This window comes from Nonomuraea sp. NPDC049646 (assembly GCF_044465525.1).
In the GTDB taxonomy this organism is placed as follows: domain Bacteria; phylum Actinomycetota; class Actinomycetes; order Streptosporangiales; family Streptosporangiaceae; genus Nonomuraea.
Window position 1 is genome coordinate 65399 of sequence record NZ_JBITLU010000013.1, and the last position, 21944, is coordinate 87342.

16 protein-coding genes are annotated in these 21944 nt (G+C 73.4%); 9 read left to right on the plus strand and 7 right to left on the minus strand.

Annotated elements, in window-relative coordinates:
* Window positions 1-85: 85 nt before the first annotated feature.
* From ACIBQ8_RS33970 to ACIBQ8_RS33980, 3 genes are read right to left on the minus strand one after another with little or no spacing between them, the layout of a single operon-like run.
* Complete coding sequence (locus tag ACIBQ8_RS33970; RefSeq protein ID WP_397174632.1) at window positions 86-2857, minus strand: AAA family ATPase; 2772 nt, start codon at window positions 2855-2857, stop codon at window positions 86-88.
* Between the two features lie 57 nt (window positions 2858-2914).
* Window positions 2915-4690 (minus strand): 2-isopropylmalate synthase, encoded by a 1776-nt coding sequence (locus ACIBQ8_RS33975; RefSeq protein ID WP_397193984.1) that lies wholly within the window; start codon window positions 4688-4690, stop codon window positions 2915-2917.
* An 18-nt stretch (window positions 4691-4708) separates the two neighbouring features.
* Window positions 4709-5035, minus strand: coding sequence for a hydroxyisourate hydrolase (locus ACIBQ8_RS33980; protein ID WP_357982008.1), 327 nt, complete (start codon window positions 5033-5035; stop codon window positions 4709-4711).
* Window positions 5036-5403: 368 nt separating this feature from the next.
* On the opposite strand from ACIBQ8_RS33980, the gene ACIBQ8_RS33985 reads away from it, so the two are divergent.
* The 4 genes from ACIBQ8_RS33985 to ACIBQ8_RS34000 all read left to right on the plus strand — a co-directional run bounded on the left by ACIBQ8_RS33985 (window position 5404) and on the right by ACIBQ8_RS34000 (window position 11583).
* Window positions 5404-5598, plus strand: coding sequence for a hypothetical protein (locus ACIBQ8_RS33985; protein WP_397174636.1), 195 nt, complete (start codon window positions 5404-5406; stop codon window positions 5596-5598).
* A 215-nt stretch (window positions 5599-5813) separates the two neighbouring features.
* Window positions 5814-8879, plus strand: coding sequence for a BTAD domain-containing putative transcriptional regulator (locus tag ACIBQ8_RS33990; protein WP_397174637.1), 3066 nt, complete (start codon window positions 5814-5816; stop codon window positions 8877-8879).
* A 73-nt stretch (window positions 8880-8952) separates the two neighbouring features.
* Complete coding sequence (locus ACIBQ8_RS33995; protein WP_397174639.1) at window positions 8953-10011, plus strand: glucose-1-phosphate thymidylyltransferase; 1059 nt, start codon at window positions 8953-8955, stop codon at window positions 10009-10011.
* Between the two features lie 96 nt (window positions 10012-10107).
* Window positions 10108-11583 (plus strand): MFS transporter, encoded by a 1476-nt coding sequence (locus ACIBQ8_RS34000; protein ID WP_397194102.1) that lies wholly within the window; start codon window positions 10108-10110, stop codon window positions 11581-11583.
* 73 nt (window positions 11584-11656) lie between these two features.
* Here ACIBQ8_RS34000 and ACIBQ8_RS34005 read toward each other — a convergent pair whose 3' ends face one another.
* Window positions 11657-12865 (minus strand): acyl-CoA dehydrogenase family protein, encoded by a 1209-nt coding sequence (locus ACIBQ8_RS34005; RefSeq protein WP_397174641.1) that lies wholly within the window; start codon window positions 12863-12865, stop codon window positions 11657-11659.
* Between the two features lie 174 nt (window positions 12866-13039).
* On the opposite strand from ACIBQ8_RS34005, the gene ACIBQ8_RS34010 reads away from it, so the two are divergent.
* The 3 genes from ACIBQ8_RS34010 to ACIBQ8_RS34020 are packed head-to-tail and all read left to right on the plus strand — an operon-like array spanning window position 13040 to window position 16009.
* A complete protein-coding gene (locus tag ACIBQ8_RS34010) occupies window positions 13040-14215 on the plus strand; it encodes an acyl-CoA dehydrogenase family protein (protein WP_397193985.1) in 1176 nt (391 codons plus the stop codon).
* An 11-nt stretch (window positions 14216-14226) separates the two neighbouring features.
* Window positions 14227-14628: an SgcJ/EcaC family oxidoreductase gene (locus ACIBQ8_RS34015; protein WP_397193986.1), complete on the plus strand. Its 402-nt coding sequence runs from the start codon at window positions 14227-14229 to the stop codon at window positions 14626-14628.
* A gap of 1 nt (window position 14629) precedes the next feature.
* Window positions 14630-16009, plus strand: a complete 1380-nt coding sequence (locus ACIBQ8_RS34020; RefSeq protein WP_397174869.1) for an FAD-dependent oxidoreductase — start codon at window positions 14630-14632, stop codon at window positions 16007-16009.
* 61 nt (window positions 16010-16070) lie between these two features.
* Here ACIBQ8_RS34020 and ACIBQ8_RS34025 read toward each other — a convergent pair whose 3' ends face one another.
* On the minus strand, window positions 16071-17225 hold the full coding sequence (locus ACIBQ8_RS34025; protein ID WP_397174646.1) for an epoxide hydrolase family protein: 1155 nt from the start codon (window positions 17223-17225) through the stop codon (window positions 16071-16073).
* Window positions 17226-17266: 41 nt separating this feature from the next.
* Window positions 17267-18808, minus strand: a complete 1542-nt coding sequence (locus ACIBQ8_RS34030; RefSeq protein WP_397193987.1) for a 4-hydroxyphenylacetate 3-hydroxylase family protein — start codon at window positions 18806-18808, stop codon at window positions 17267-17269.
* Window positions 18809-18961: 153 nt separating this feature from the next.
* Between ACIBQ8_RS34030 and ACIBQ8_RS34035 the strand changes: the two genes are divergently transcribed.
* The gene (locus tag ACIBQ8_RS34035) at window positions 18962-19954 is read left to right on the plus strand and encodes a methyltransferase (RefSeq protein ID WP_397193988.1); all 993 of its coding nucleotides are present in this window, start codon (window positions 18962-18964) and stop codon (window positions 19952-19954) included.
* The gene (locus ACIBQ8_RS34040; protein ID WP_397174651.1) at window positions 19951-21162 is read left to right on the plus strand and encodes a cytochrome P450; all 1212 of its coding nucleotides are present in this window, start codon (window positions 19951-19953) and stop codon (window positions 21160-21162) included. The genes ACIBQ8_RS34035 and ACIBQ8_RS34040 overlap by 4 nt, the downstream gene beginning before the upstream one ends.
* Here ACIBQ8_RS34040 and ACIBQ8_RS34045 read toward each other — a convergent pair.
* Entirely contained in the window at window positions 21149-21916 is a 768-nt protein-coding gene (locus tag ACIBQ8_RS34045) for a hypothetical protein (protein WP_397193989.1), read from the minus strand. The two genes, ACIBQ8_RS34040 and ACIBQ8_RS34045, sit on opposite strands and share 14 nt — an antisense overlap.
* Between the last annotated feature and the right edge of the window lie 28 nt (window positions 21917-21944).

Below are 21944 nucleotides of genomic sequence, written 5' to 3' on the forward strand. Positions count from 1 at the left end.
CCGGGAGCACAGGTGAGCACGGGTGAACCCGGTCCGGCGGCGGAAGGCTCGCCGGACCGGTTCAGCCCGGGTCAGGATCGGGCGGTCAGGATTGGGCGGTGTCGTCGAACTCCACCACGAGCGGGAGGTCGGCCCGGCGGCGGATGTTCAGCTTGCGGTAGGTGCGGGTCAGGTGCTGCTCGACGGTGCTGATCGTGATGTAGAGCTTGGCCGCGATCTCGCGGTTGCTGTAACCGGCCGCCGCCAGCGCGGCGACCCGGCGCTCGCCGACGCTCAGCACGCCGATCAGGTCGCCCGGCAGGGGGGACGGGGCTCCGTCCGCGTCCGCCGCCCGGCTGAGCGCGCCGATCATCGGCTCGGCCCCGCACTCCAGGGCCGCCGCCTGCGCGCGTCCGGCCACCGTGCGGGCCCGCCGGAACTCGCCCAGCGCCTCGTACGCCTCCACCAGGTCGAACAGCGCCCTGGCCAGCTCGTACCGGTCGCCGGCGAGCTGGAGGTACTCCACCGCCTGGCGCAGCAGCGCCGGACGGCGGGCCGGCTCGGAGACGGCCGCCTTGAGCCGCATCCCGATGCCGCGCCCCCGGTAGGCGCCGGGGCCGCAGCCGTCCAGGTGGGCCTTGATCAGCTCCCTGGCCTCCTCGGTCTGGCCCATCCGCAGGCACGCCTCGGCCGCGTCGGCCTGCCAGGGGATCAGCGCCGGGTTGTTCAGGCCCCAGGCCGTCACCAGCTCGCCGCAGCGCAGGAAGTCGTGCAGGGCGGCCACGAACGACTCGCCGGCCAGGTTGTAGCGGCCGCGGGCGTACAGGTAGTGCAGGCCGTAACGGGTCTGGAACATGGCCTCGGCGACCGGCCGGTCCAGCGGGTCGCGCACGGCCTCGTGCCGGCCCATCGCGGTCAGCGCGATGATCAGGCTGGCCAGCGGGCCGCCGATGGCCACGCCCCAGCTGCTCATCGGGATCGTGTCCAGCGCGATGCGGGCGTGCCGCTCGGCCGCGGGCATGTCGCCCTGGCGGATCGCGATCTCGGCCCGGATGGCGGCCAGCCGGGCCCGGCGGCTGGGCGCCTGCCGGGCCGCCGCCTCGTCGCCGAACAGGTCGCACAGCGGCGCCGCGCGCTCGCAGCGCCCGGCGTAGGTGAGGGCGAGCAGCGAGTTCTCCACGACGTCCAGGGACATCTCGTCCAGCCGCTCGCCCTCCAGGATGCGCTCGACGGCGTCGAGGTTGTGCTCGCGCGGGCCGTGGGTGAGCACCTCGGCCAGGGCGAGCGTGGACTCCAGCCGCCGGTTGACGGCGACCGACACCATCCCGGCCAGGATGTGCTCGCGCGGCGGGTTGGCCACGTACGCGGCCAGCGGCGGGCAGGTCACCCGCAGCCACAGCTGCGCCACGACCAGCTCGGCCAGCGTCGCGTGGTCGGACGCCGACGCCTCCTGGTTGAGCTGCTCCAGCACGTCGCGGGCGTCCTCGAAGCGGCCGTGCCACAGCAGCGCGCGGGCCAGCACGACGGCGTCGCTGCCGTGCAGGCTGCCCTTCTGCAGCGCCTCGGCGAGCTGGTCCAGGTGCCCGGCGGGGGCGGCCGGGTTGATCCGCCACTCCGCGCGGACGAGCATGGTCATCAGCTTGGAGCGCTGGAGCTCGTCGGTGCACTCGCGCCAGGCCAGCTTCAGGTAGGCCACCGCCGACTCCACCTCGCCCTTGCGCAGCGCGGCCAGCGCGGCCTCCTCCAGCGTCGGCACCACCCACGGCGCCTCGACCCTGGCGGCCTGGAGCAGGCGGTCGGCGACCACGCCGGGCCGCACGCCGCGCGTGTAGGCCAGCTCGGCGGCGCGGCGGTACAGCTCCTTGCGCTCCGACAGGTCCATGCCGGCCAGCACCGCCGAGCGCACCGCCTCGTGCCGGTAGCCGCCGCCGCGCAGCAGGCCGGTCGCGCCGATCGTGAGCAGCTCCCTGCCGACGTCCACCGCGGGCAGTTCGAGCATCTCGGCCAGCCCGTCGGCCTCGCCGAGGATGGCCAGGCCCTGCGCCACCCGGACGGTACGCGGGTGGCTGCGCCGCAGGCACGTCTCGACCGCCCGGACGAACCGGTCGCCGACGACCAGCTCGCGCGGCGGCTCCTCCACGGCCCGCAGGTGCTGGCGGTAGTCGGCGGCCAGCTCGCCGGCCAGCAGCGGGTTGCCGCCGCTGATCGTGTGCCACTCGTCGGCGAACCGCTCGGTCGCGCTGAGCCCCACCTGGCCCGCCACCAGCGCGGCCACGCCCCTGCGCGACAGCGGGGCGAGCTGCAGGCGCAGGCAGTGCGGCAGCCGCAGCAGGTCGGTCTCCAGCGGGCCGTCCGTGCCCTGCCGGTCGTTGAGCGCGAACACCGCCACGATCCGCGCGTTGCGCACCCGCCGCGCCAGGTAGGCCAGGCAGAGCAGGGAGGTGCGGTCGGCGTGGTGCACGTCGTCCACGACGACCACCAGCGGGCAGCGTTCGGACAGGTCGAGCAGCACCGTGACGAGGGCGTGCACGACCTGCGGGTCGAGCAGCCGCTCGGCGTCGGCGTGCGCCGCGGTCGCGGTCCGCACGCCCTCCGCCAGCAGTTTCTCCGAGCGCTCGCGCTCCTCCTCGACCAAGGGGGCGTCCTGGATGAGCTGGCGGAGCAGGCCCAGTTGCAGGTCCTGCTCCATGCGCGATCCTGTCGCCGTCACCGCGAGCGCGCCCAGCTCTATGGCCTGTTCGGACAACGCGCGCAGCAGCGCGCTCTTGCCCGTCCCGGCGGGCCCGCTGACCAGCGCGACCCGTCCACGGCCGAGGATGGCGTTGGCGACGAGCGACTCCAGGCAGGACATCTCCTCCTGCCGTTCGATGAGAGTCATGGCCGTCTCCCCACATGTCGTGTTGCGCTCACGCTAGGCCGGGGTGGTATTCGATCTCTATCGTCCCGCCATCAGCCGCCGGTTCCTGGCCGCGCGCCGGCGTCCGGGCTCGGGAAGGGGCAGCTCAGGGGCGGGGGAGGCGGGTGCGGAGGCCGGCGGCGGGTCCGCGCGGCGGGCGCGGGCCACGGCCGTGCCCACGGCGGCCAGGGCCGCGGCGACCGCGTCGGGCGCGGTCCCGGCGCCCCACGCCGTGCCGCCGTCTGTGCCGCCGTTTGAGCCGCCGTCTGTGCCGCACCGGGCGTAGACGGTCACCCCGCCGCCGGCGGCGACGGCCGCGCCGTCGAGGTGGTGCACGGCCCGGACCCGGACGCCGGCGGCCTCCAGCGCCGCGCGCAGCGCCGCCGCCGTCTCCGATCGGGCCTGCCCGTACGCGCCGCCGTCGACGTGCAGCGTGGCCACCGTCCCGGCGAGATCGCCGGGCAGGCCGCCGGGGTCGCCGGGGGGCAGGTACTCCTGCTCGAACAGCCGCCTGATGCGCTCCGGCTCGACCTCGCCCTGCCCGGCCTCCGCCATCGCCTGGACGGCCCGGCCCAGCTCGATCTGCAGCCCGCGCGGCAGCGTGATCCCGTACCGGGCGTTCAGCAGGTACGCCGGGCCGGCCTTGCCCGACTGGCTGGTGACCCGGACCACCGCCTCGTACGTGCGCCCGAGATCCCGCGGGTCCACCGGCAGGTACGGCACCTCCCACGGCAGCCCCGCCGGATCGCCCCCGGTACGGGCCGCCTCCCGGTCCATGGCGTCGAACGCCTTCTTGATCGCGTCCTGGTGGCCGCCGGAGAAGGCGGTGAACACCAGGTCGCCCCCGTACGGGTGGCGCGGCGGCACCGCGAGCCCGGTGCACTCCTCGACGACGCGCCGCACCCGGTCGAGGTCGGAGAAGTCGATGCCGGGGTCGACGCCCTGGGTGGCCAGGTTCAGGCCCAGCGTCACCAGGCAGACGTTGCCCGCCCGCTCGCCGTTGCCGAACAGGCAGCCCTCGACGCGCTGGGCGCCGGCCAGCATCGCCAGCTCGGCCGCCGCGACCCCGGTGCCGCGGTCGTTGTGCGTGTGCACCGACAGGCAGACGTGCTCGCGGTGCGGCAGGTTGCGGTGCAGCCACTCGATCTGGTCGGCGAAGACGTTGGGCGTCGAGCGCTCGACCGTCGTGGGGAAGTTCAGGATGATCGGCCGGTCGGGGCCGGGCTGCCAGACGTCCATGACGGCCGCGCAGACCTCCAGCGCGAAGTCAGGCTCGGTGTCGTGGAAATGCTCAGGCGAGTACTGAAACCGAACATCACCCTCTTCGAGTAATTTATCGGCATATTTCATGACCAGTCGGGTTCCCTGGACCGCCAGGTCCTTGCACTCGTCCCGGTTCATCCCGAACACCAGCCGCCGCGCCAGCGGCGAGGTCGCGTTGTAGAGGTGGATCGTCGCCCCGGGCGCCCCGCTCACGCTCTCCACCGTGCGCTCGATCAGCTCGTCGCGCGCCTGGGTCAGCACGGTCACGCACACGTCGTCCGGGATGCGGTCGCGCTCGACCAGGAGCCGGACGAAGTCGTAGTCGTCCTGGCTCGCCGCCGGGAAGCCGACCTCGATCTCCTTGTAGCCCATGCCCACCAGCAGGTCGAACAGCACCAGCTTGCGGCCGGGGTCCATGGGCCTGGGCAGCGCCTGGTTGCCGTCCCGCAGGTCGGTGGACAGCCAGCGCGGCGGCGCGGTGAGCTCGGCGTCCGGCCAGGCGCGGTCGCCGAGCGGCATCCGGGGGAAGGGTCGATAGCGGCTGATCTTCATGTCCGGCCTCACTGTCCCTCAGCTGAGCGATCCGAAATAGACGGTCGAGAAATGCGGCGAGATCAGCACGACGATGTGGTTCACGGCGGTCTCGTCCACCATGCGGAAGGTGACGACGATCTCCGGATACGCCGGCCGCAGCCCGAGCCCGACGAAGTACGGGTCGGTGGCGAACACGATGCGGTACAGGCCGCGGTCGAGCGGGCGGTCGGCCCACTCGCTGACCGAGCCGTCCTGGTCCGTACGGGTCTCGGCTTCGAGCACCCACTGCCCGTCGGCGTCATGGTCCAGGCGTACGTGCAGGTCGGCCGCCCCCCGGCCGTAGACCGCGTCCTGGGCTTGCACCGCTATTCCCATCGAACCTCTCCGAGTGGTCCGCGCGGGCCGTCCGCGCACATGGCCACCCGGACGACGACAGGTCGCGCCGCCCGGGCTCGCGCCCCAGGCTTCCGCCGCCGCCTATCCGCCGGACCTCCGGCCGCTATCGCCGCGCTATCGCCGTCCGATTGCCGCCGAGCGCGAAAAGAGGCGGCCGCCTTATTTCGCGCTATCCCCGCTATCGCCGGCGGGTGCGGGGATGGGGGTGCACAGCGTCCAACGTGCGCTGATGGCCGGTGAAAAGAAGATGGATAAAGGGCGAATTGCGCACCGTGTGAGCGTCATTTCCGAAGCCGCGGACGAAGACCGCGGTAATCACCCGGAGGTAGATCGAAATGACCGCGACCACCGCCATCACCGCCCGCGTCCGCCTCACCCTCGCGCTGCTGCTGGCCGCGCTGGCCGGCTTCGCCGCCATCGCCGCCGCGCCGGCCCCCGCGCACGCCGTTCCGTCCGCCGCGCAGCACGACACCGTCAACGGCACCATGGACTGGCCGTGGGGCCTGATCGAGGGCGTCTTTCAGCGCTGACGGTGACAGGCAACCCGGATCACCCTGAAACGCTCCAAAACTGGCCACGTACCCAATGGCGTTGTACCATCCACCCAACCATGGCAGAAACTTTTGAGGGGTAAGCACCAGTTACGCCGCTCATCATGGCAATCACGCCCGGATTCCGGTCGCTTCGGGAAAGATCATTGACCGAGGGCGATGATTTGTTTGAGGGGATGCGGGTGGAGTTTCGCGTGTTGGGTGCGCTCGAGGTAACCGCGAGCGAGAGACAGCTCGATCTCGGCGGGGCGCGGCAGCAGATCGTCCTCGCCGTCCTGATCCTGAACGCCAATCACTCGGTCACACTGGACCGCCTCGTCGAGGCGATCTACGATGAGGACCCTCCGGCCACGTCGCGCGCACAGGTGCAGATCTGCATCTCCGCGCTCAGGCGCCTGTTCAGCGCCCACGGCCACCCCGAGATGATCGTCACCACCCGGCAGGGCTACATGCTGCGCGCCCCCGCCGACGCGATCGACGCACGCCGTTTCGAGAGTCTTGTGAGCCGGGCCCGCAAGGCTCGCGACGGACGTTCCTTCCCCGAGGCCATCCAGCACTACCGCGAGGCGCTGGCGTTGTGGCGCGGCCCGGCTTTCGACGGCATCGACAGCAGGGCCGTGCAGGCGCTGGCCAGCGGGATCGCCGAGCAGCGCGTCACCGCCAACGAGGACTGCGTGCAGCTCGAACTGGACCTCGGCCGCCACCACGAGCTCGTCGGCGAGCTGGCCGCGCTGGTCCAGGAACACCCGCTCAGGGAGGGGCTGGCCGCCCAGCTCATGGTCGCCCTCTACCGTTCGGGACGGCAGGCCGAGGCCCTCCAGGTCTACCGCGACGCCCGGCGGGTCATCGTCGAGGAGCTGGGCATCGAGCCCAACGAACGGCTGCAGCAGCTCGAATCGGCCATCCTCACCTCCGACGAGAGCCTGGAGGCGCAGCCACCCCCCGCGGCGGCCCCGGCCGAGCCGCCCGCCCGTCCGCCCGCGGTGCCCGGCATGCTCCCCTCCGACATCGCCGACTTCATCGGGCGGCAGGCCCAGCTCGACGTCATCAGGCAGCGGGTGACCGTCCCCCTGGCCGGGGACGGCCGCTTCGCCGTGCCCGTCATCGCGGTCGCCGGGCGGGCCGGGATCGGCAAGACCACGATCGCCGTGCACGCCGCGCACAGCGTCGCCGCGCACTTCCCCGACGGCCAGCTCTTCGCCGACCTGCACGGCGGCGTCTCCCGCCCGGTCCACCCGATGCAGGTGCTCGACCGGTTCCTGCGGGCCTGCGGCGTGCAGGGTACGGCGCTGCCCGACACCCTCGGCGAGCGGGCCGAGCTGTACCGCATGCTGCTGGCCGACCGCAGGATGCTCATCGTGCTCGACGACGCCGCCGCCGAGAGCCAGGTGCTGCCGCTGTTACCCGGCAGCCCGACCTCGGCCGTCATCACCACCAGCCGGACCCGGCTCGGCGGGCTGGCCGGCGCCACCCACGTGGACGTCGACCTCTTCGACGCCGCCCAGTCCGTCGAGCTGCTGTCCCGCATCGCCGGGGCCGAGCGCGTACGGGCCGAGCCGGAGTCGGCCGCCGCCCTGGCCGAGCTGTGCTGCTTCCTGCCCCTCGCGCTGCGCATCGCCGGCGCCCGTCTGGCCTCGCGCCCCCACTGGGCCGTGGAGCAGCTCGTGGACCGGCTCGGCGACGAGGCCCGCCGGCTCGACGAGCTCAAGCACGGCGACATGGGCATCAGGGCCAGCCTGTCGCTCACCTACGACGCGCTCGCCGAGCAGGCCCGCTGCCTGTTCCGCCGGCTGGCGATCCTGCACTCGCACATCTTCTCCGCCTGGACCGGCGCCGCCCTGCTCGACCGGCCGCTGGCCGACGCCCAGGACCTCTTCGACGACCTGGTCGACGCCCAGCTCATCGAGGTCGCCGGCGTCGGCAGGAACGTCAACGTCCAGTACCGCTTCCACGACCTCATCCGCGTCTACGCCCACGAGCGCCTGGCCGCCGAGGAGCCGCCCGCCGAGCGCAGCGCGGCGCTGGCCCGCGTGCTCGACGCGCTGCACCGGCTCACCGAGACCGCCAGGACCCGCGAGTACGGCCCGCCCGCCGGCCCCCACCTGCGGCCAGGCCCCGACTCGCCGCTCCCGGCCGAGCTGGTGGAGCGGCTGGTCGCCGACCCGATCGGCTGGTTCGAACGCGAGCGCCACGTGCTGCTGGCCGGCATCCGCCAGGCCGCCCAGGCCGGGTTCGTGGAGCTGTGCTGGCGCACCGCCATGAACGCCGAGCCCTTCTTCGAGCTGCACGTCTACCTCGACGACTGGCGCGAGATCCAGGAGATCGCCCTGGAGGCGGCCCGCCGGGCGGGGGACGAGCGCGGCCAGGCCGAGATGCTGTGCGTGCGCGGCACGCTGGCCCAGACCGAACAGCACTTCGGCGAGGCCAGACGCGACTTCGAGGCGGCCCTGACGCTGTTCGAGAAGACCGGCAACGTCGTGCAGATCGCCCGGTCCCGGCGGAACCTGGCGTTCCTGGAACGCATGAACGGCCAGCTGGACGCCGCCGCGACGCACCTGGAACAGGCGCTGGCCATCTTCACCGACATCGGCGACCAGATCTCGGCCGCGCACACGCTGGACAACCTGGCCGCCATCAGGTCGGAGTGCGGCGACATCGACGATGCCAAGATCATGCTGGCCGAGGCGCTGGTCCGCGGCAAGAGCGGCGGCAGCCGGCGCATCATCTCGCAGATCCTGCACCGGATGGGCCGGGTGCACCTGCAGGCCGAGGAGTTCGCGCTGGCGGCCGGCGCGTTCGAGGAGGCGCTCACGCTGGTGGAGGAGATCGGCGACACCGTCGGCGAGTCCTTCGCCCTGCACGGCCTCGGCATCGCCCACCTGCGCAGGGGACGCCTGCGCGAGGCGAACGACCTGCTGCGCCGGGCGCTGGCCGTGGCCGAGACCGCCCGCCACCGCCTGGCCGAGGCGCACGCCCTGGCCGGGCTGGGCGAGCTGGCCGTCACCGCGAACGAGCCCGGCGACGCGATCGGCCGCCTGCGCAAGGCGGTCACGCTGTTCCGCCAGATGCGCGCGCCGCTGTTCGAGGCGCAGACGCTCACGATGCTGAGCGAGGTGCTGGTCGCCCTCGGCGACGCCAGCGCGGCCGAACGGGCGCTGTCGCGGGTGCACGAACTGGCCGACACGGTCGACGAACGGGCCGGTCAGCGGCTGCGCGACGGCCTGTCCTCGGGCGCCGGGCTGGTGGAGGGCATCGGGTAGCCGGCCTTTCTCCGCCGGCATCCCGCACTGTCAGAGATGCCCGCGGGGGCCCGCCGTTGGGATTCTGGCGAGCATGAAGGCTCTGGTGCTGTCCGGCGGGTCCGGCACCCGCATGCGTCCCTTGAGCCACTCCATGCCGAAGCAGCTCATCCCGATCGCCAACAAACCGGTCCTGGAGCACGTGCTGGAGAGCCTGCGCGGGCTCGGCGTGACCGAGATCGGCCTCGTGGTCGGCGACAGGGAGGCGCAGATCGCCGAGGTCGTCGGCGACGGCTCGCGGTTCGGGACGCGCGTCACCTACATCCGCCAGCTCCGCCCGCTGGGGCTGGCCCACTGCGTCAAGCTGGCGCGACCCTTCCTCGGCGGCGACGACTTCGTCATGTACCTCGGCGACTGCGTCCTGGCCGACGGCATCGGCCCGATCGCCGAGGAGTTCCACGCCTTGCGCCCGGCCGCCCAGATCGTGGTGCACCGGGTGGCCGACCCCCGGCCGTTCGGCGTCGTCGAGACCGACGAGACCGGCGCGGTGCTGCGGGTGGTGGAGAAGCCGGAACGGCCGCGCAGCGACCTGGTCATGACCGGCGTCTACTTCTTCACCCCGGCCGTCCACGAGGCGGTGGACCGCATCGTCCCCGGACGCCGGGGCGAGCTGGAGATCACCGACGCCGTCCAGTGGCTGCTGACCTCCGGCCAGGAGGTCAGGGCCAGCCTCTACCGCGGCTACTGGAGCGACGCCGGCCGCGTCGAGGACGTCCTGGAGTGCAACCGGCGGCTGCTGGCCCGGCTCTCCCGCGACATCGCCGGCCACGTGGACGCCGCCAGCCTGGTACGCGGCGACGTCGTGCTCGGCCCCGGCGCGCGGGTGGTGGCCTCCGTCGTCGAGGGACCGGCGATCATCGGCCCGGACACCCTGATCGTGGACAGCCACATCGGGCCCGGCACCTCCATCGGACGCGACTGCGTGGTGCGCTCCACCCGCCTGTCCGACTCCATCGTGCTCGACGGCGCCTCCATCGTGGCCGCCAGCGGCCTGCGCGGCTCGCTCATCGGGCGCTACACCACCGTCGCTCCCGGCCGCAGCGACCACCGTCTCGTGGTCGGCGACCACACGCGGATCGAGCTGACCACATGAACCCAGGGAACAAGGAGTGAGGACGTGACCGACGACGGCGCCCCGCGCGCGGGGCGGAAAGAGTGGCTCGGGCTGGTGGCGCTGTTCCTGCCCACGATGCTCGTGGCCCTGGACATCAGCGTGCTGTTCCTGGCCCTGCCGCACCTCAGCGCAGACCTGGGCGCGGACGCCACCCAGCAACTGTGGATCACCGACATCTACGGCTTCATGACCGCGGGGTTCCTGGTCACCATGGGCTCGCTCGGCGACCGGATCGGCCGCCGGCGGCTGCTGCTGGCGGGGGGCGCGGCCTTCGGCCTGCTGTCGCTGCTGGCCGCCTTCTCCACCAGCCCCGAGATGCTGATCGTGGCCCGCGCGCTGCTCGGCGTCGCCGGGGCCACGCTGCTGCCCTCGACGCTGTCGCTGATCGGCGTCATGTTCCGCGACCCCCGGCAGTTCGGCCTGGCCATGGCCGCCTGGGGCACGGCCTTCATGCTGGGCATCGCGCTCGGCCCGGTGGTCGGCGGCGCGCTGCTGGAGCGCTTCTGGTGGGGGTCGGTCTTCCTCATGGGCGTGCCGGTCATGCTCCTGCTGCTGGCCGCGGCCCCGCTGCTGCCGGAGTTCCGCGATCCGGCCGGCGGCCGGATCGACCTGGTCAGCGTCGTGCTGTCGCTGGCGGCGATCCTGCCGCTGATCTACGGCCTCAAGGCGGTCGCCCGCGACGGATGGGGCGCCGGTCCGGCCGTCGCGGTCGCCGCCGGGCTGCTGGTGGGGGCGGTGTTCGTGCACCGGCAGCGCGCGCTGGCCCACCCGCTGCTGGACGTGCGGCTGTTCCGCCACCGCGCGTTCACCGCCGCGGTGCTGATCGGGCTGCTGTGCGGGGCGCTGCAGACCGGGACCGGGATGGAGGTCGCGCTGTTCCTCCAGACGGTCGAGGGCATGTCGCCGCTGGAGGCGGGGCTGTGGCTGCTGGGCCCGGCCGTCGCGCTCATCGTCTCGATCAACCTCACCCCGCGGCTGGCCAGCCGGGTGCGGCCGGCGTACCTGCTGGGCGGCGGCATGGTGATCGCGGTCGTCGGGCAGCTCCTGCTCACCCAGGTCGTCGTGGGCGCGGTGACCGCGCTGATCGTCTTCCTGGGCGTGTGCTACTTCGGCGTCGGGCCGGTCGGCGGCATGATCAACCAGGTGGCGATGAGCACCAGCCCGCCGGAGCAGGCCGGTTCGGCCGCCTCGCTGGTGGCCACCGGCGGCGAGTTCGGCGTCGCGCTCGGCGTCGCCACCCTGGGCAGCCTCGGCACCGCGGTCTACCGGGGCACCTTCAGCCCGCCCGCCGGCACCCCGGCGCTCGCCCAGGACGGCATCACCGGCGCGGTCACCGTGGCCGGGCAACTGCCCGCCGACCAGGGCGCGGCGCTGCTCGGCGCGGCCCGCGAGGCGTTCACCGCCGGGCTGCACGCGGTCGCGTGGGCCAGCGCGGCCCTGTGCGCCGTGCTGGCCGTGCTCGCGCTGGTCCGCCTGCGCGGAGTGGCGCCCTTCGCCGGCGTGCACGACGGCCACCACCAGCCGGACCAGGAGCCCGTCCTGGTGGACTGAGCGCAGCCGTACGAGCCTGAGCGCACGGGAAGGCGGGCCCGGGGAACCGGGCCCGCCTTGGTCGTCCGAGGGCTCAGTCCAGGCCGAACCGGGCGCGGGACAGCTCCCGGTTGGCCAGGGCCGCCAGGTAGATCGCGAACCCGGCGTGGCTGTGCGTGGTGGACATGTCCCGCCAGATCCGCTCCATGCGCTGACCGTCCCTGACCGCGCTGGAACCGGCAGTCGGGAACAGGCAGCCCTCCACGGCCCGCCAGGCCAGCCGGGCGACCTCGCGGCTGACGGTGGCCAGGCGCACGTCCCGCTCCCTGGTGAACGCCTCCGGGCCCGCCGCGCAGGTCCGGCTCCACTGCTGGACGGCGTTCGTCATGGCCGCCTCGGCGGCGGCGAGCATGCCGGCGGCCTCGCCGTACCAGAACTGGTAGTCGGGGTCCTCGGCGCGGGTGGTGAACGGCGGGAAGATGGTCGTCCTGGTCCGCATCAGCTCCTCGTAGGCGTCCAGGGCGCCCTGGGCCATGCCGAGCACGACGGCCGCGCTGCCGAGCAGCATGACGCTGAGCGGCCCGCCGCCGTACTCGGGGTTGCCGTGCAGGTCCCGGCCCGGGGTGCCGCCGGTGACGACGGCCTGGCTGAGGTGGATCGGCAGCGTGAGGTGGCCGGGGACGCGGCCGCCCGCCATGGCGATGCTGTGCGAGCCGCTGCCCTTCAGGCCGAGCTGGCCGCCCCAGTCGTCCAGCCGCCGCCACTGGTCGCGCGGCGCGACGAACAGCATCGGCTGCCCGTCCACGACGACGTGGCCCATGAAGTGGGTGGCGTACGGGGCTCCCGAGCAGTAGCTCCAGGTGCCGTCGAGGAGCCACCCGCCCTCGCCGTCCGGACGGGCCGAGCCGCCGGGCGCGACCGTGGCCGGGCAGACGAAGTCCCCGCAGGCGAACAGCTCGCTCTGGGCCCGCTCGCCGAACAGCGTGGCCACCGCCAGCGTGTGCGCCGAGCCGAAGGAGTACATCCAGCCGGTGGACGGGCAACCCCGCGCGAGCGTCATCGACACCCGCATGAAGGTCTCCACGCCGAACTCGTAGCCGCCGAAGCGGCGGGGGACCAGGATGCGGTAGAAGCCCGCCCTGGCGAACGCCTCGTGGGTGTCGGGGGCGTAGTAGGTGCGCCGCTCCGTCTCGGCCTGGCGCTCGACCAGGGCGGGCACCATGGCCTCGGCCCTGGCGACGATCTCGTCGGGGGTGAGCCCGGGCTCGGGCGGAGCCATGGGGGCGTGGGTGACGGCTGTCATGCTGCGCGAACCCTTCGTCTCGGGTTTTCCCCCAAGGCTCGCCCGGCGCCGGTGACCTTCGCATCTCCGTGCGTGCCCGGCAATCCCGCACGCCGGAAGATGCGCCCGTCAACCGGCGAATGGGACGTTCAGGAAGCAGTGTCCCGACTGACGTCCCGGGAGGACATGGTGTTGATGACAGGTGCTCCGGCGCGGGAAGACCTCGTCCGCCGCGCGACGGAGGCAGGCCCTGTCCTGCGCAGGAACGCGGCCTGGGCGGAGGAGAACCGCAGGCTGCACGAGGAGACGATCGAGGCGCTGGCCGAGGCCGGCGTCTTCAGGCTGCGGACGCCGCGCCGCTACGGCGGTTTCGAGGCGGACACGCGCACCCTCGTCGAGGTCGCAGCCGAGCTGGGCCGCGCCGACGGCGCCGCGGCGTGGACGGCCTCGGTCTACTGGATCCCGACCTGGATGGCCGCCCACTTCCCCGAGGCCGTCCAGGACGAGGTGTTCGCCACCCCCGACGTGCGCATCTGCGGCACGCTCAGCCCCACCGCGATGGCCGTGCGCGCCGAGGGCGGCATCGTGGTCAACGGCAAGTGGGGCTTCGTCAGCGGCGCCCACCACAGCCACTGGCAGGAGATCGTGGCCGTCGTCGTCGGCCCGGACAGCGAGCCCGAGCCGGTCATGGCGCTGGTGCCGATGAGCGACCTGACCGTCATCGACGACTGGCACACCTCCGGCCTGCGCGGCACCGGCAGCGTCAGCACCGTGGCCCAGGACCTGTTCGTCCCGGCCGCCCGGGTCATGCCGCTGGGCGCGATCCTCCAGGGACAGCACGCCGACGGCGCCAACGCCGGCTCCCCGATCTACCGCTCGCCGCTGCTGCCGGTGGCCGCCGCCTCCTCGGTCGGGACCGTGCTCGGCCTGGCCAAGGCCGCCCGCGAGGTCTTCTTCGAGCGGCTGCCCGACCGCAAGATCACCTACACCGGGTACGCCAGCCAGAGCGCCGCCCCGCTGACCCACCTCCAGGTCGCCGAGGCCACCTTCAAGATCGACCAGGCCGAGTTCCACGCCCACCGCCTGTCCGACACCGTGGACGCCAAGGACGCCGGCTCCGCCCAGTGGACGATCGAGGAGCGCGTGCGCGCCCGCGCCGACATGGGCGCCGTCTGCCGCCTGGCCAAGGAGGCCGTCGACATCCTGGCCACCGCCAGCGGTGGCTCCTCCATCTACAGCGACGTGCCCATCCAGCGCATCGCCCGCGACGTGCACGCCGTCAACCAGCACGCCCTCATGCACCCCAACACCAACGCCGAGCTGTACGGGCGGATTCTGTGCGGCCTCGAACCCGACACCCTCTACATCTGAAGGAGATCGCCATGACCACCGTGTCCGCCCCCGACCAGACCCTCGCCGTCGCCGCCCTGCCGCAGCAGATCATCGCCGCGTGGGCCGCCCACGACGCCGAGGCGTTCGCCGCCGTCTTCACCGAGGACGGCTCCATGATCCTGCCCGGCGTGTACCGCAAGGGCCAGGCCGAGATCCGCGCCTTCATGGCCCACGCCTTCGCCGGGCCGTACCAGGGCACCCAGGTCACCGGGCAGCCCATCGACCTGCGTTTCCTGGCCGAGGACGTCTGCCTGCTGACCACCGAGGGCGGCGTGCTGGCGGCCGGCGAGAGCGAGGTCGCCCCCGAGCGCGCGGTCCGCGCCTCCTGGCTGGCCGTCCGCCGTGACGGGCAGTGGAAGCTGACCGCCTACCAGAACAGCCCGCGTGACTGAGATGGCCGCTCACGTCGCACAGCGCGCGGTGGTGCTCGGCGGAGGCATGGCGGGGCTGCTGGCCGCGCGCGTGCTCGCCGAGCACTGCGCCGAGGTCCTGCTGGTGGACCGGGACACGCTGACCGGCGCGGCGGGCCCGCGCCGGGGCGTGCCGCACGGCTGCCACGCCCACGCCCTGCTGGCCCGCGGCCAGCAGATCCTGGACGAGCTGTTCCCCGGCCTCACCCAGCAGATGATCGACGACGGGGTGCCCGCCGGAGACCTGGCCACCAGCCTGCGCTGGTACTTCAACGGCCGCCGGCTGCGCCCGGCCCCCACCGGCCTGATCAGCGTCTCGGCCACCAGGCCCGTCCTGGAGGAGCAGGTCAGGAACCGCGTCTCGGCCCTGCCCAACGTGCGCTTCCTGGAGCGCACCGACATCCTCGGGCCGACCGCGACGCCGGCCCGCGACCGGGTCACCGGCGTCCGCGTGCGCGGGACGGACGGCGTCGAGGAGCACCTGGCCTGCGACCTGCTGGTGGACGCGACGGGCCGCGGCTCGCGCACCCCCGCCTGGCTCCAGGAGCTCGGCTTCCCCCGGCCCGACGAGGACCGCGTGAAGATCGGCCTCGCCTACACCACCCGCCACTTCCGCCTGCGCCGCGACCCGTACGGCGAGGACCTGTCCATCAACCCGGTCGCCTCGCCCGCGAACCCGCGCGGCGCGTTCTTCCCCAAGCTGCCCGGCGACATGAGCATGCTCTCCCTCACCGGTATCCTGGGCGACCACCCGCCGGCCGACCTGGAGGGCTTCCTCGCCTTCGCCAAGTCCCTGCCCGTGCCCGACGTCTACGACGCCGTCCGCGACGCCGAACCGCTCGACGAGGGCGTCACCTTCACCTTCCCGGCCAGCGTGCGGCGCCGCTACGAGCGCCTGCCCGCCTTCCCCGACGGCCTGCTGGTGCTGGGCGACGGCGTGTGCAGCTTCAACCCCGTCTACGGCCAGGGCATGACCGTCGCCGCCATGGAGGCGATGATCCTGCGCGAGCACCTCCAGGCGGGCGCGGTGCCGCCGTGGCGGGCCTTCTTCAGGGACATCTCGCGGGTCATCGACGTCCCGTGGGACATCTCCGCCGGCGCCGACCTCGCCTTCCCCGGGGTGGAGGGGCGGCGTACCGCCAAGGTGCGGATCGGCAACGCCTACATGGCGCGCCTGCACGCCGCGGCGGCCCGCGACGGCGCGGTCACGGCCGCGTTCATGCGGGTGGCCGGGCTGGTGGACCCGCCGCAGGCGCTCATGCGGCCCGCGCTCATGCTGCGGGTCCTGTGCCAGAGCGGCGGCGGCCCGGCGACGGCCGCCGCCTCCGAGCAGCGTCCGCAGGTGCCGCTGCTCAAGTCCTGACCCCGTCCGAACGACGAAAGGACGCCGGCGGATCCCGCCGGCGTCCTTTCCGTCCGTACGGCTACCTCAGCGGGCGGGCGAACGCGCGGACGTCGCCCACCAGCAGCTCCGGCTGCTCCATGGCGGCGAAGTGGCCGCCCCGCTCGAACTCGGTCCAGTGGCTGATCGTCGGGATGTCCCGGTCGGCCAGCCGGCGCACCGGCACGAAGATGTCCCTGGGGAAGACCGCCACGCCCACGGGCACGGTGATGGGCGGCGGCCGGTGCCCCTCGGCGGCCATCTTCAGCCCCGCCGCGCCCTCGTAGTAGAAGCGCGCCGACGACCCGGCCGTCGCGGTCAGCCAGTAGATCGACACGTTGGCCAGCATCCGGTCCCGGTCCACGGCGTCCTCGGGCGACTTGTCGGAGTCCGTCCAGTCGTGGAACTTCTCCACGATCCAGGCGAGCTGCCCCACGGGCGAGTCGGTGAGCGCGTACGCCAGCGTCTGCGGACGGGTGGACTGCAGCTTCATGTAGCCCGACAGCTCCTCGTCGAACCGGGCCAGCCCGGCCAGCCGCCCCTGCTCGGCGGGCGTCAGGCCGGCCAGCTCGGCCGGGTCGCCCGAGGGGAAGGCCATCAGCATGTTGACGTGCGCGCCGATCACGTGCTCGGGGGCCAGCCTGGCCAGCTCCAGCGAGATCACCGCGCCCGCGTCGCCGCCCTGCGCCAGGTAGCGGTCGTAGCCCAGCCGGCGCATCAGCTCGGCCCACGCCAGCGCCACCCGGTACGGATGCCAGCCCGCCTCCCTGGTGTGCCCCGAGAACCCGAACCCCGGGATCGACGGGATGACCAGGTGGAAGGCGTCGGCCGGGTCGCCGCCGTGCGCGCGCGGGTCGGTGAGCGGCCCGATCACGTCCAGGAACTCGGCGACCGAGCCCGGCCAGCCGTGCGTCAGCAGCAGCGGCACGGCCTGCGGCTCCGGCGAGCGCACGTGCAGGAAGTGCACGTCGGCGCCGTCGATCTCGGTCACGAACTGCGGGTGCCGGTTCAGCTCGGCCTCGGCCGCCCGCCAGTCGAAGCCGTGCCGCCAGTGGTCGGCCAGCTCCTTGAGGTAGCCCAGCGGCACGCCGCGCTCCCAGCCGGTGCCGGGCAGCTCGTCCGGCCAGCGGGTGGCGTCGATCCGGCGGTGCAGGTCGGCCAGGTCGGCCTCGGGGATGTCGATGCGGAATGGACGCATGGGTGGTCCGCCCTTCTTCGGTCAGGGGTGGGTCGGGCAGGTCAGCCGGTGCCGGTGCGCCGCAGCTCCTCGAAGGAGGACAGGTCGGGCACCGTCCAGCCGTCCAGGTCGTACTCGCCGAGGCAGCGGTCGACGAAGGCCGCGTACTCGTCGAGCTGGCCGCCGGCCATCTGCGAGAACAGCAGCTCGACCCGGGTGTTCTCGTGGTTGCCGCCGTAGTTGCGCTCGTAGAGCTCGTGGCGGCCGCCGAACTCCGAGCCGATCGCGTCCCACAGCAGCTTCATCACCTTGACGCGGCCCTCGGCGTCGGTGCCGTCCGAGCCGCGCAGGTATTTGTCCAGGTACGGGCGGATGTCCGGGTTCTTGAAGTCGGCCGCGCCGGAGTTGACGTAGATGAGCCCGCTGGCCACGTCCTGCAGCACGATCTCCTTGATCCGCGGATAGCCGATCTGCATGAACCAGCGATAGGCCAGGCCGTACTGCGGGTTGGGCAGCAGGGCGCCGTTGCGCCACTCGACCGGGTTGCGGGCGGCGGCGTCCGACAGCGCCCAGAACAGGTTGCGCCAGGCCAGCACCTCGCCGATCCGGGTCTGCACGCCGCGGAAGTCCTTGGTGCCGGTGATCTCCAGCGCCCTGACCAGCAGCCCGGCGATGAACTCCAGCTTGACCGCCAGCCGGGTGCAGCCGTGGAAGGTGAACCGCTCGGTGAAGCCCGACTGGCCGGTGAACAGCTGCGCCTTGCCCAGGTCGCCGTAGATGAACACGTTTTCCCAGGGGATGAGCACCTTGTCCAGGACGAGGATGCTGTCGTTCTCGTCCAGCCGGGAGGAGAGCGGGTAGTCGAACGGGCCGCCGGTCAGCGCCGCGTTCATGCCGTAGGACGGGCGGCAGATCAGCTTCAGGCCCTGCGCGTCCATCGGCACGGTGGCCACCAGCGCGAACTCGCGCTTCTTGACCGGCAGGCCGTAGTGGGCGATGAAGTTGTAGTGCGTCAGCGCCGAGCCGGTCGCCACCACCTTCGCGCCGCTCACCACGAGCCCCGCGTCGGTCTCCCGCTCGACGTGCACGTAGACGTCGTTGACCTCGTCCGGCGGCCGGTTGCGGTCGACCGGCGGGTGCACGATCGCGTGGTTCCAGAACAGCACCTTCTCCTGCGACTCGCGGTACCAGCGGCGGGCGTTGCCGTCGAAGGGCGCGTAGAAGCCGGCGTTGGCGCCGAGCGTGCCGAGGAAGGAGGCCTTGTAGTCGGGGCTGCGGCCCATCCAGCCGTAGCTCATCCTGGCCCACGTCGCGATGGCCCGCTGGTCGGCGACCAGGTCCTCGACCGTGCGCGGGGTGGTGAAGAAGCGGTGCGTGTAGCCCTCGCCGCCGCTGTCGGTGGGGCAGGTCAGCAGCTCACGGGTGCCGTCGGCGTGGAGGGCGTCGTAGAGCCTGGCGGTCATCCGCACCGGGTTGTGGAACGCCGGATGCTCGGTGACGTCCTTGACGCGGTCACCGTAGAGGTAGATCTCACGATCGTCACGCAGGCTCTCGACGTACTCGCCGCCCGTGAGCGGGCGGGTCTTCGGCGCGGCATCGGGCATCGGACATCTCCCAGGGCAGGCAGCACGGTGCATCCTCAGCGTGGCACCCGCGCCCGCGGCGGCCATCTCGCGATGTGCGCTGTTCGGCCGGCGCGGGCGCGGGCGGCATTCTGGAAGGTGCCCGTGCCAGCGCCCCGATGTGACGATGACCGCGTGACTGAGCATCGCCTGTGGGCGCTGGCCCACCTGGGAACCCCGATGGCGATCCGGGTGGCCGCGACGCTGAGGATCGCCGACCGGCTCGCCAAGGCGCCGGCCACCGGCGCCGAACTCGCCCCCGCCGTGGGCGCCGATCCCGGCGTGCTGGAGCGCCTCATGCGCTACCTGGCCGCCAGGGGGGTGCTCGGCCGCGACGACGACGGCAGGTACACCCTGACCGCGATCGGCGAGGAGCTGCGCGACGACCATCCGGCCGGGATGCGCGCCATGCTGGACATCGAGAGCTGGGAAGGCCGGGCCGAGCTGGCCTTCGCCCACCTGCTGCACAGCGTGCGCACCGGCGAGGCCGCCTTCCCTCGCCAGTTCGGCCGCTCGTTCTGGGCGGACCTGGCCGCCGACCCCGGCCGCGCCGCCGCCTTCGACGCGCGCATGGCCGCCGAGGTCCCCGGCCGGGCCCCCGCCATCGTGGCCGGCTACGACTGGGGGAGCCTCGGCCGGATCGTCGACGTCGGCGGCGGCGACGGATCGCTGCTCATCGCGCTGCTCACCGCCTACCCGGGTCTGCGCGGCACGGTCGTCGACCAGCCCGCCACCGCTCGGGCCGCCGCCACGGCGCTGGCGGCCGCCGGACTGTCCGGCCGCGGCGAGGCCGTGGCGGGCAGCTTCTTCGACCCGCTGCCGCCGGGCGCCGACGGCTACCTGCTGTCGTGGATCCTGCACGACTGGAGCGACGACGACGCCGCCGTCATCCTGGGCCGCTGCGCCGAGGCGGCCGGGCCGGGCGGCTCGGTCTTCGTGGTGGAGGACTTCGGCCCCGACGGCGAGTCGCCGCGTACCGGGATGGACCTGCGCATGCTCGTCTACTACGGCGGACGCGAGCGCGCCGTCGCCGACCTGCGGGCCCTGGCCGCGCGGTGCGGCCTGGAGGTCGCCTCGGTGCATCCGGCGGGCGCGCTGCGGATCGTCCGGCTGGTGGCAGGCCCGTGACCCCCGCCGAGATCGTCGCCGCCCTGGTCGCCCCCGAGGGCCGCCGTGACCCCTACCCGCTGTACGAGCTGCTGCGCGCCCACGGCCCGGTCGTCCCGGTACGTCCCGGCCTCACCGTCGCCGTCGGGTACGCCGAGATCAACCGCGCGCTGCGCGACAACCGCCTCCGCGTCCAGGACGCCGCCGGGTACGACCACATCTATCCCGCCTGGCGCTCGCACTCCTCGCTGCGCGGCTACACCGACTCCATGCTGTACCGCAACCCGCCCGGCCACACCCAGACCCGGCGCCTGGTCAGCAGCGGCTTCACGCCCGCCCGGGTGGCCGGGATGCAGGAGTCGGTCGAGCGGATGGTCCACCGGCTGCTGGACCGGCTGGCCGACCTCGGCGCCGGCGGCACGCCCGTCGACTACATCGCCGAGTTCGCCTCCCGGCTGCCGATCGCCGTCATCAGCGCGCTCATCGGCGTGGCCGAGGAGGACCAGAAGTGGTTCCGCCAGGTCGCCTCGGACCTGACGATCGCCCTGGAGGGCATCACCAACGTCGCCAGGCTGTCCATCGCCGACAAGGCCATGGACGAGCTGGCTGGCTACTTCGGCGAGCTGATCGACGACCGCCGCCGCCACCCCGCCGACGACATGCTGACCGCGCTCGTCCGCGCCCACGACGACGGCACCCGGCTCAGCCACGACGAGCTGGTCGGCAACCTCATGCTGCTGCTGACCGCCGGGTTCGAGACGACGAGCTTCCTGCTCGGGCACGGGCTGCGGCTGGCGTTCGAGCACCCGGGCCAGGCCGCGCGGCTGCGCGGGGAGCCGGGGTTCGCCGCCGCGTACGTGGAGGAGGTCCTGCGGTTCGAGGCGCCCGTCCAGGCGACCAGCCGGTGGGCCGAGACGGCGACCGACGTCTCCGGCGTCCCGGTGCCGGGCGGGACGAAGGTCGTCCTCATGCTGGCCGCCGGGAACCGGGACCCGCGCCGCTTCCCCGACCCGGCCCGCTTCGACCCGGACCGTCCGGACGTCCAGCCGCTCAGCTTCGGCGCCGGGCCGCACTTCTGCCTGGGGGCGCCGCTGTCGCGCATGGAGGCCCGCATCGCGCTGCCGCTGCTCCTGCGGCGCTTCCCGGCGCTGTCCGCGGCCGAGCCGCCCGACCACCGCGACCGCTGGGTGGGCCGCGGCCTCCACCGCTTCCTCATCACCACCTCCTGACCGCCGCTGATCCGCCCCCAGCCCCCCGCCGGGCCGCCACCAGGGAGGCCGCCACGAGAACGGTGAGCACGCTCCAGTACAGGAAACCGCTCACCCGCGTCACCGCCAGGTTCTCGCCCAGGTGAACCAGGCCGGGAACCAGGTAGACGGCGGCGGCCAGCGCCCAGCGGCCGTCCCGGGCGGCCAGCGTGGCGGCCAGGACCAGCAGCAGGACCACCACCTCGACACCGGCCCGCACGACGCCCAGGACCGGCCCGTGCACGAGCTGCAACCCCCAGCAGACCGGCGGGACGACCAGCCACCACGGCGACCGGACCGGCATCGTCGCGCCCCACCACCGGCCCTTCCCCGACGTGCGACCTGCCCCCGTCCGCCGGACGGCCAGTACCGCCGACACGACCGCGACCACCCAGTACGGCGCGACCGGCGCGAGATCGCCGTACAGCGGCCCGACGTCGACGACCGGGTCGTGGAACCCTCCCAGGACGATGGGCCAGCTCGCCTGGAGCGCGGCGACCGCCGCGAGCGGAGCCGCGACCCGCGTCCATCCCCGCACCAGCGCCACCACCAGGACGACCCCGAGCGCGGTCCACACCTTGTAGGTGAGGTAGGGCAGGACGGGCAGCTGCGCGACGGTGACGACCGCCACGGCCAGCGCGCCGAGGTGCAGGCCGTCGGCCCACCCCGGCACGCCGCCCGCCTCGGGATAGGCGCGCAGAAGGCGACGGTAGCGCTGTTCGAGAACACGGTTCATGCGGCCTCTCCCTGCGAGCTTGGCGCAA

Excerpts from the sequence above, each read along its gene's own strand:
- ACIBQ8_RS34000 (WP_397194102.1), top strand. The coding sequence starts at position 10,108 with ATGCTCGTGGCCCTGGACATCAGCGTGCTGTTCCTGGCCCTGCCGCAC.
- ACIBQ8_RS34010 (WP_397193985.1), top strand. The coding sequence starts at position 13,040 with ATGACAGGTGCTCCGGCGCGGGAAGACCTCGTCCGCCGCGCGACGGAG.
- ACIBQ8_RS34030 (WP_397193987.1), bottom strand. The coding sequence starts at position 18,808 with ATGCCCGATGCCGCGCCGAAGACCCGCCCGCTCACGGGCGGCGAGTAC.
- ACIBQ8_RS34020 (WP_397174869.1), top strand. The coding sequence starts at position 14,630 with ATGGCCGCTCACGTCGCACAGCGCGCGGTGGTGCTCGGCGGAGGCATG.
- ACIBQ8_RS34045 (WP_397193989.1), bottom strand. The coding sequence starts at position 21,916 with ATGAACCGTGTTCTCGAACAGCGCTACCGTCGCCTTCTGCGCGCCTAT.
- ACIBQ8_RS33985 (WP_397174636.1), top strand. The coding sequence starts at position 5,404 with ATGACCGCGACCACCGCCATCACCGCCCGCGTCCGCCTCACCCTCGCG.
- ACIBQ8_RS34025 (WP_397174646.1), bottom strand. The coding sequence starts at position 17,225 with ATGCGTCCATTCCGCATCGACATCCCCGAGGCCGACCTGGCCGACCTG.
- ACIBQ8_RS34005 (WP_397174641.1), bottom strand. The coding sequence starts at position 12,865 with ATGACAGCCGTCACCCACGCCCCCATGGCTCCGCCCGAGCCCGGGCTC.
- ACIBQ8_RS33975 (WP_397193984.1), bottom strand. The coding sequence starts at position 4,690 with ATGAAGATCAGCCGCTATCGACCCTTCCCCCGGATGCCGCTCGGCGAC.
- ACIBQ8_RS33970 (WP_397174632.1), bottom strand. The coding sequence starts at position 2,857 with ATGACTCTCATCGAACGGCAGGAGGAGATGTCCTGCCTGGAGTCGCTC.
- ACIBQ8_RS34015 (WP_397193986.1), top strand. The coding sequence starts at position 14,227 with ATGACCACCGTGTCCGCCCCCGACCAGACCCTCGCCGTCGCCGCCCTG.
- ACIBQ8_RS33995 (WP_397174639.1), top strand. The coding sequence starts at position 8,953 with ATGAAGGCTCTGGTGCTGTCCGGCGGGTCCGGCACCCGCATGCGTCCC.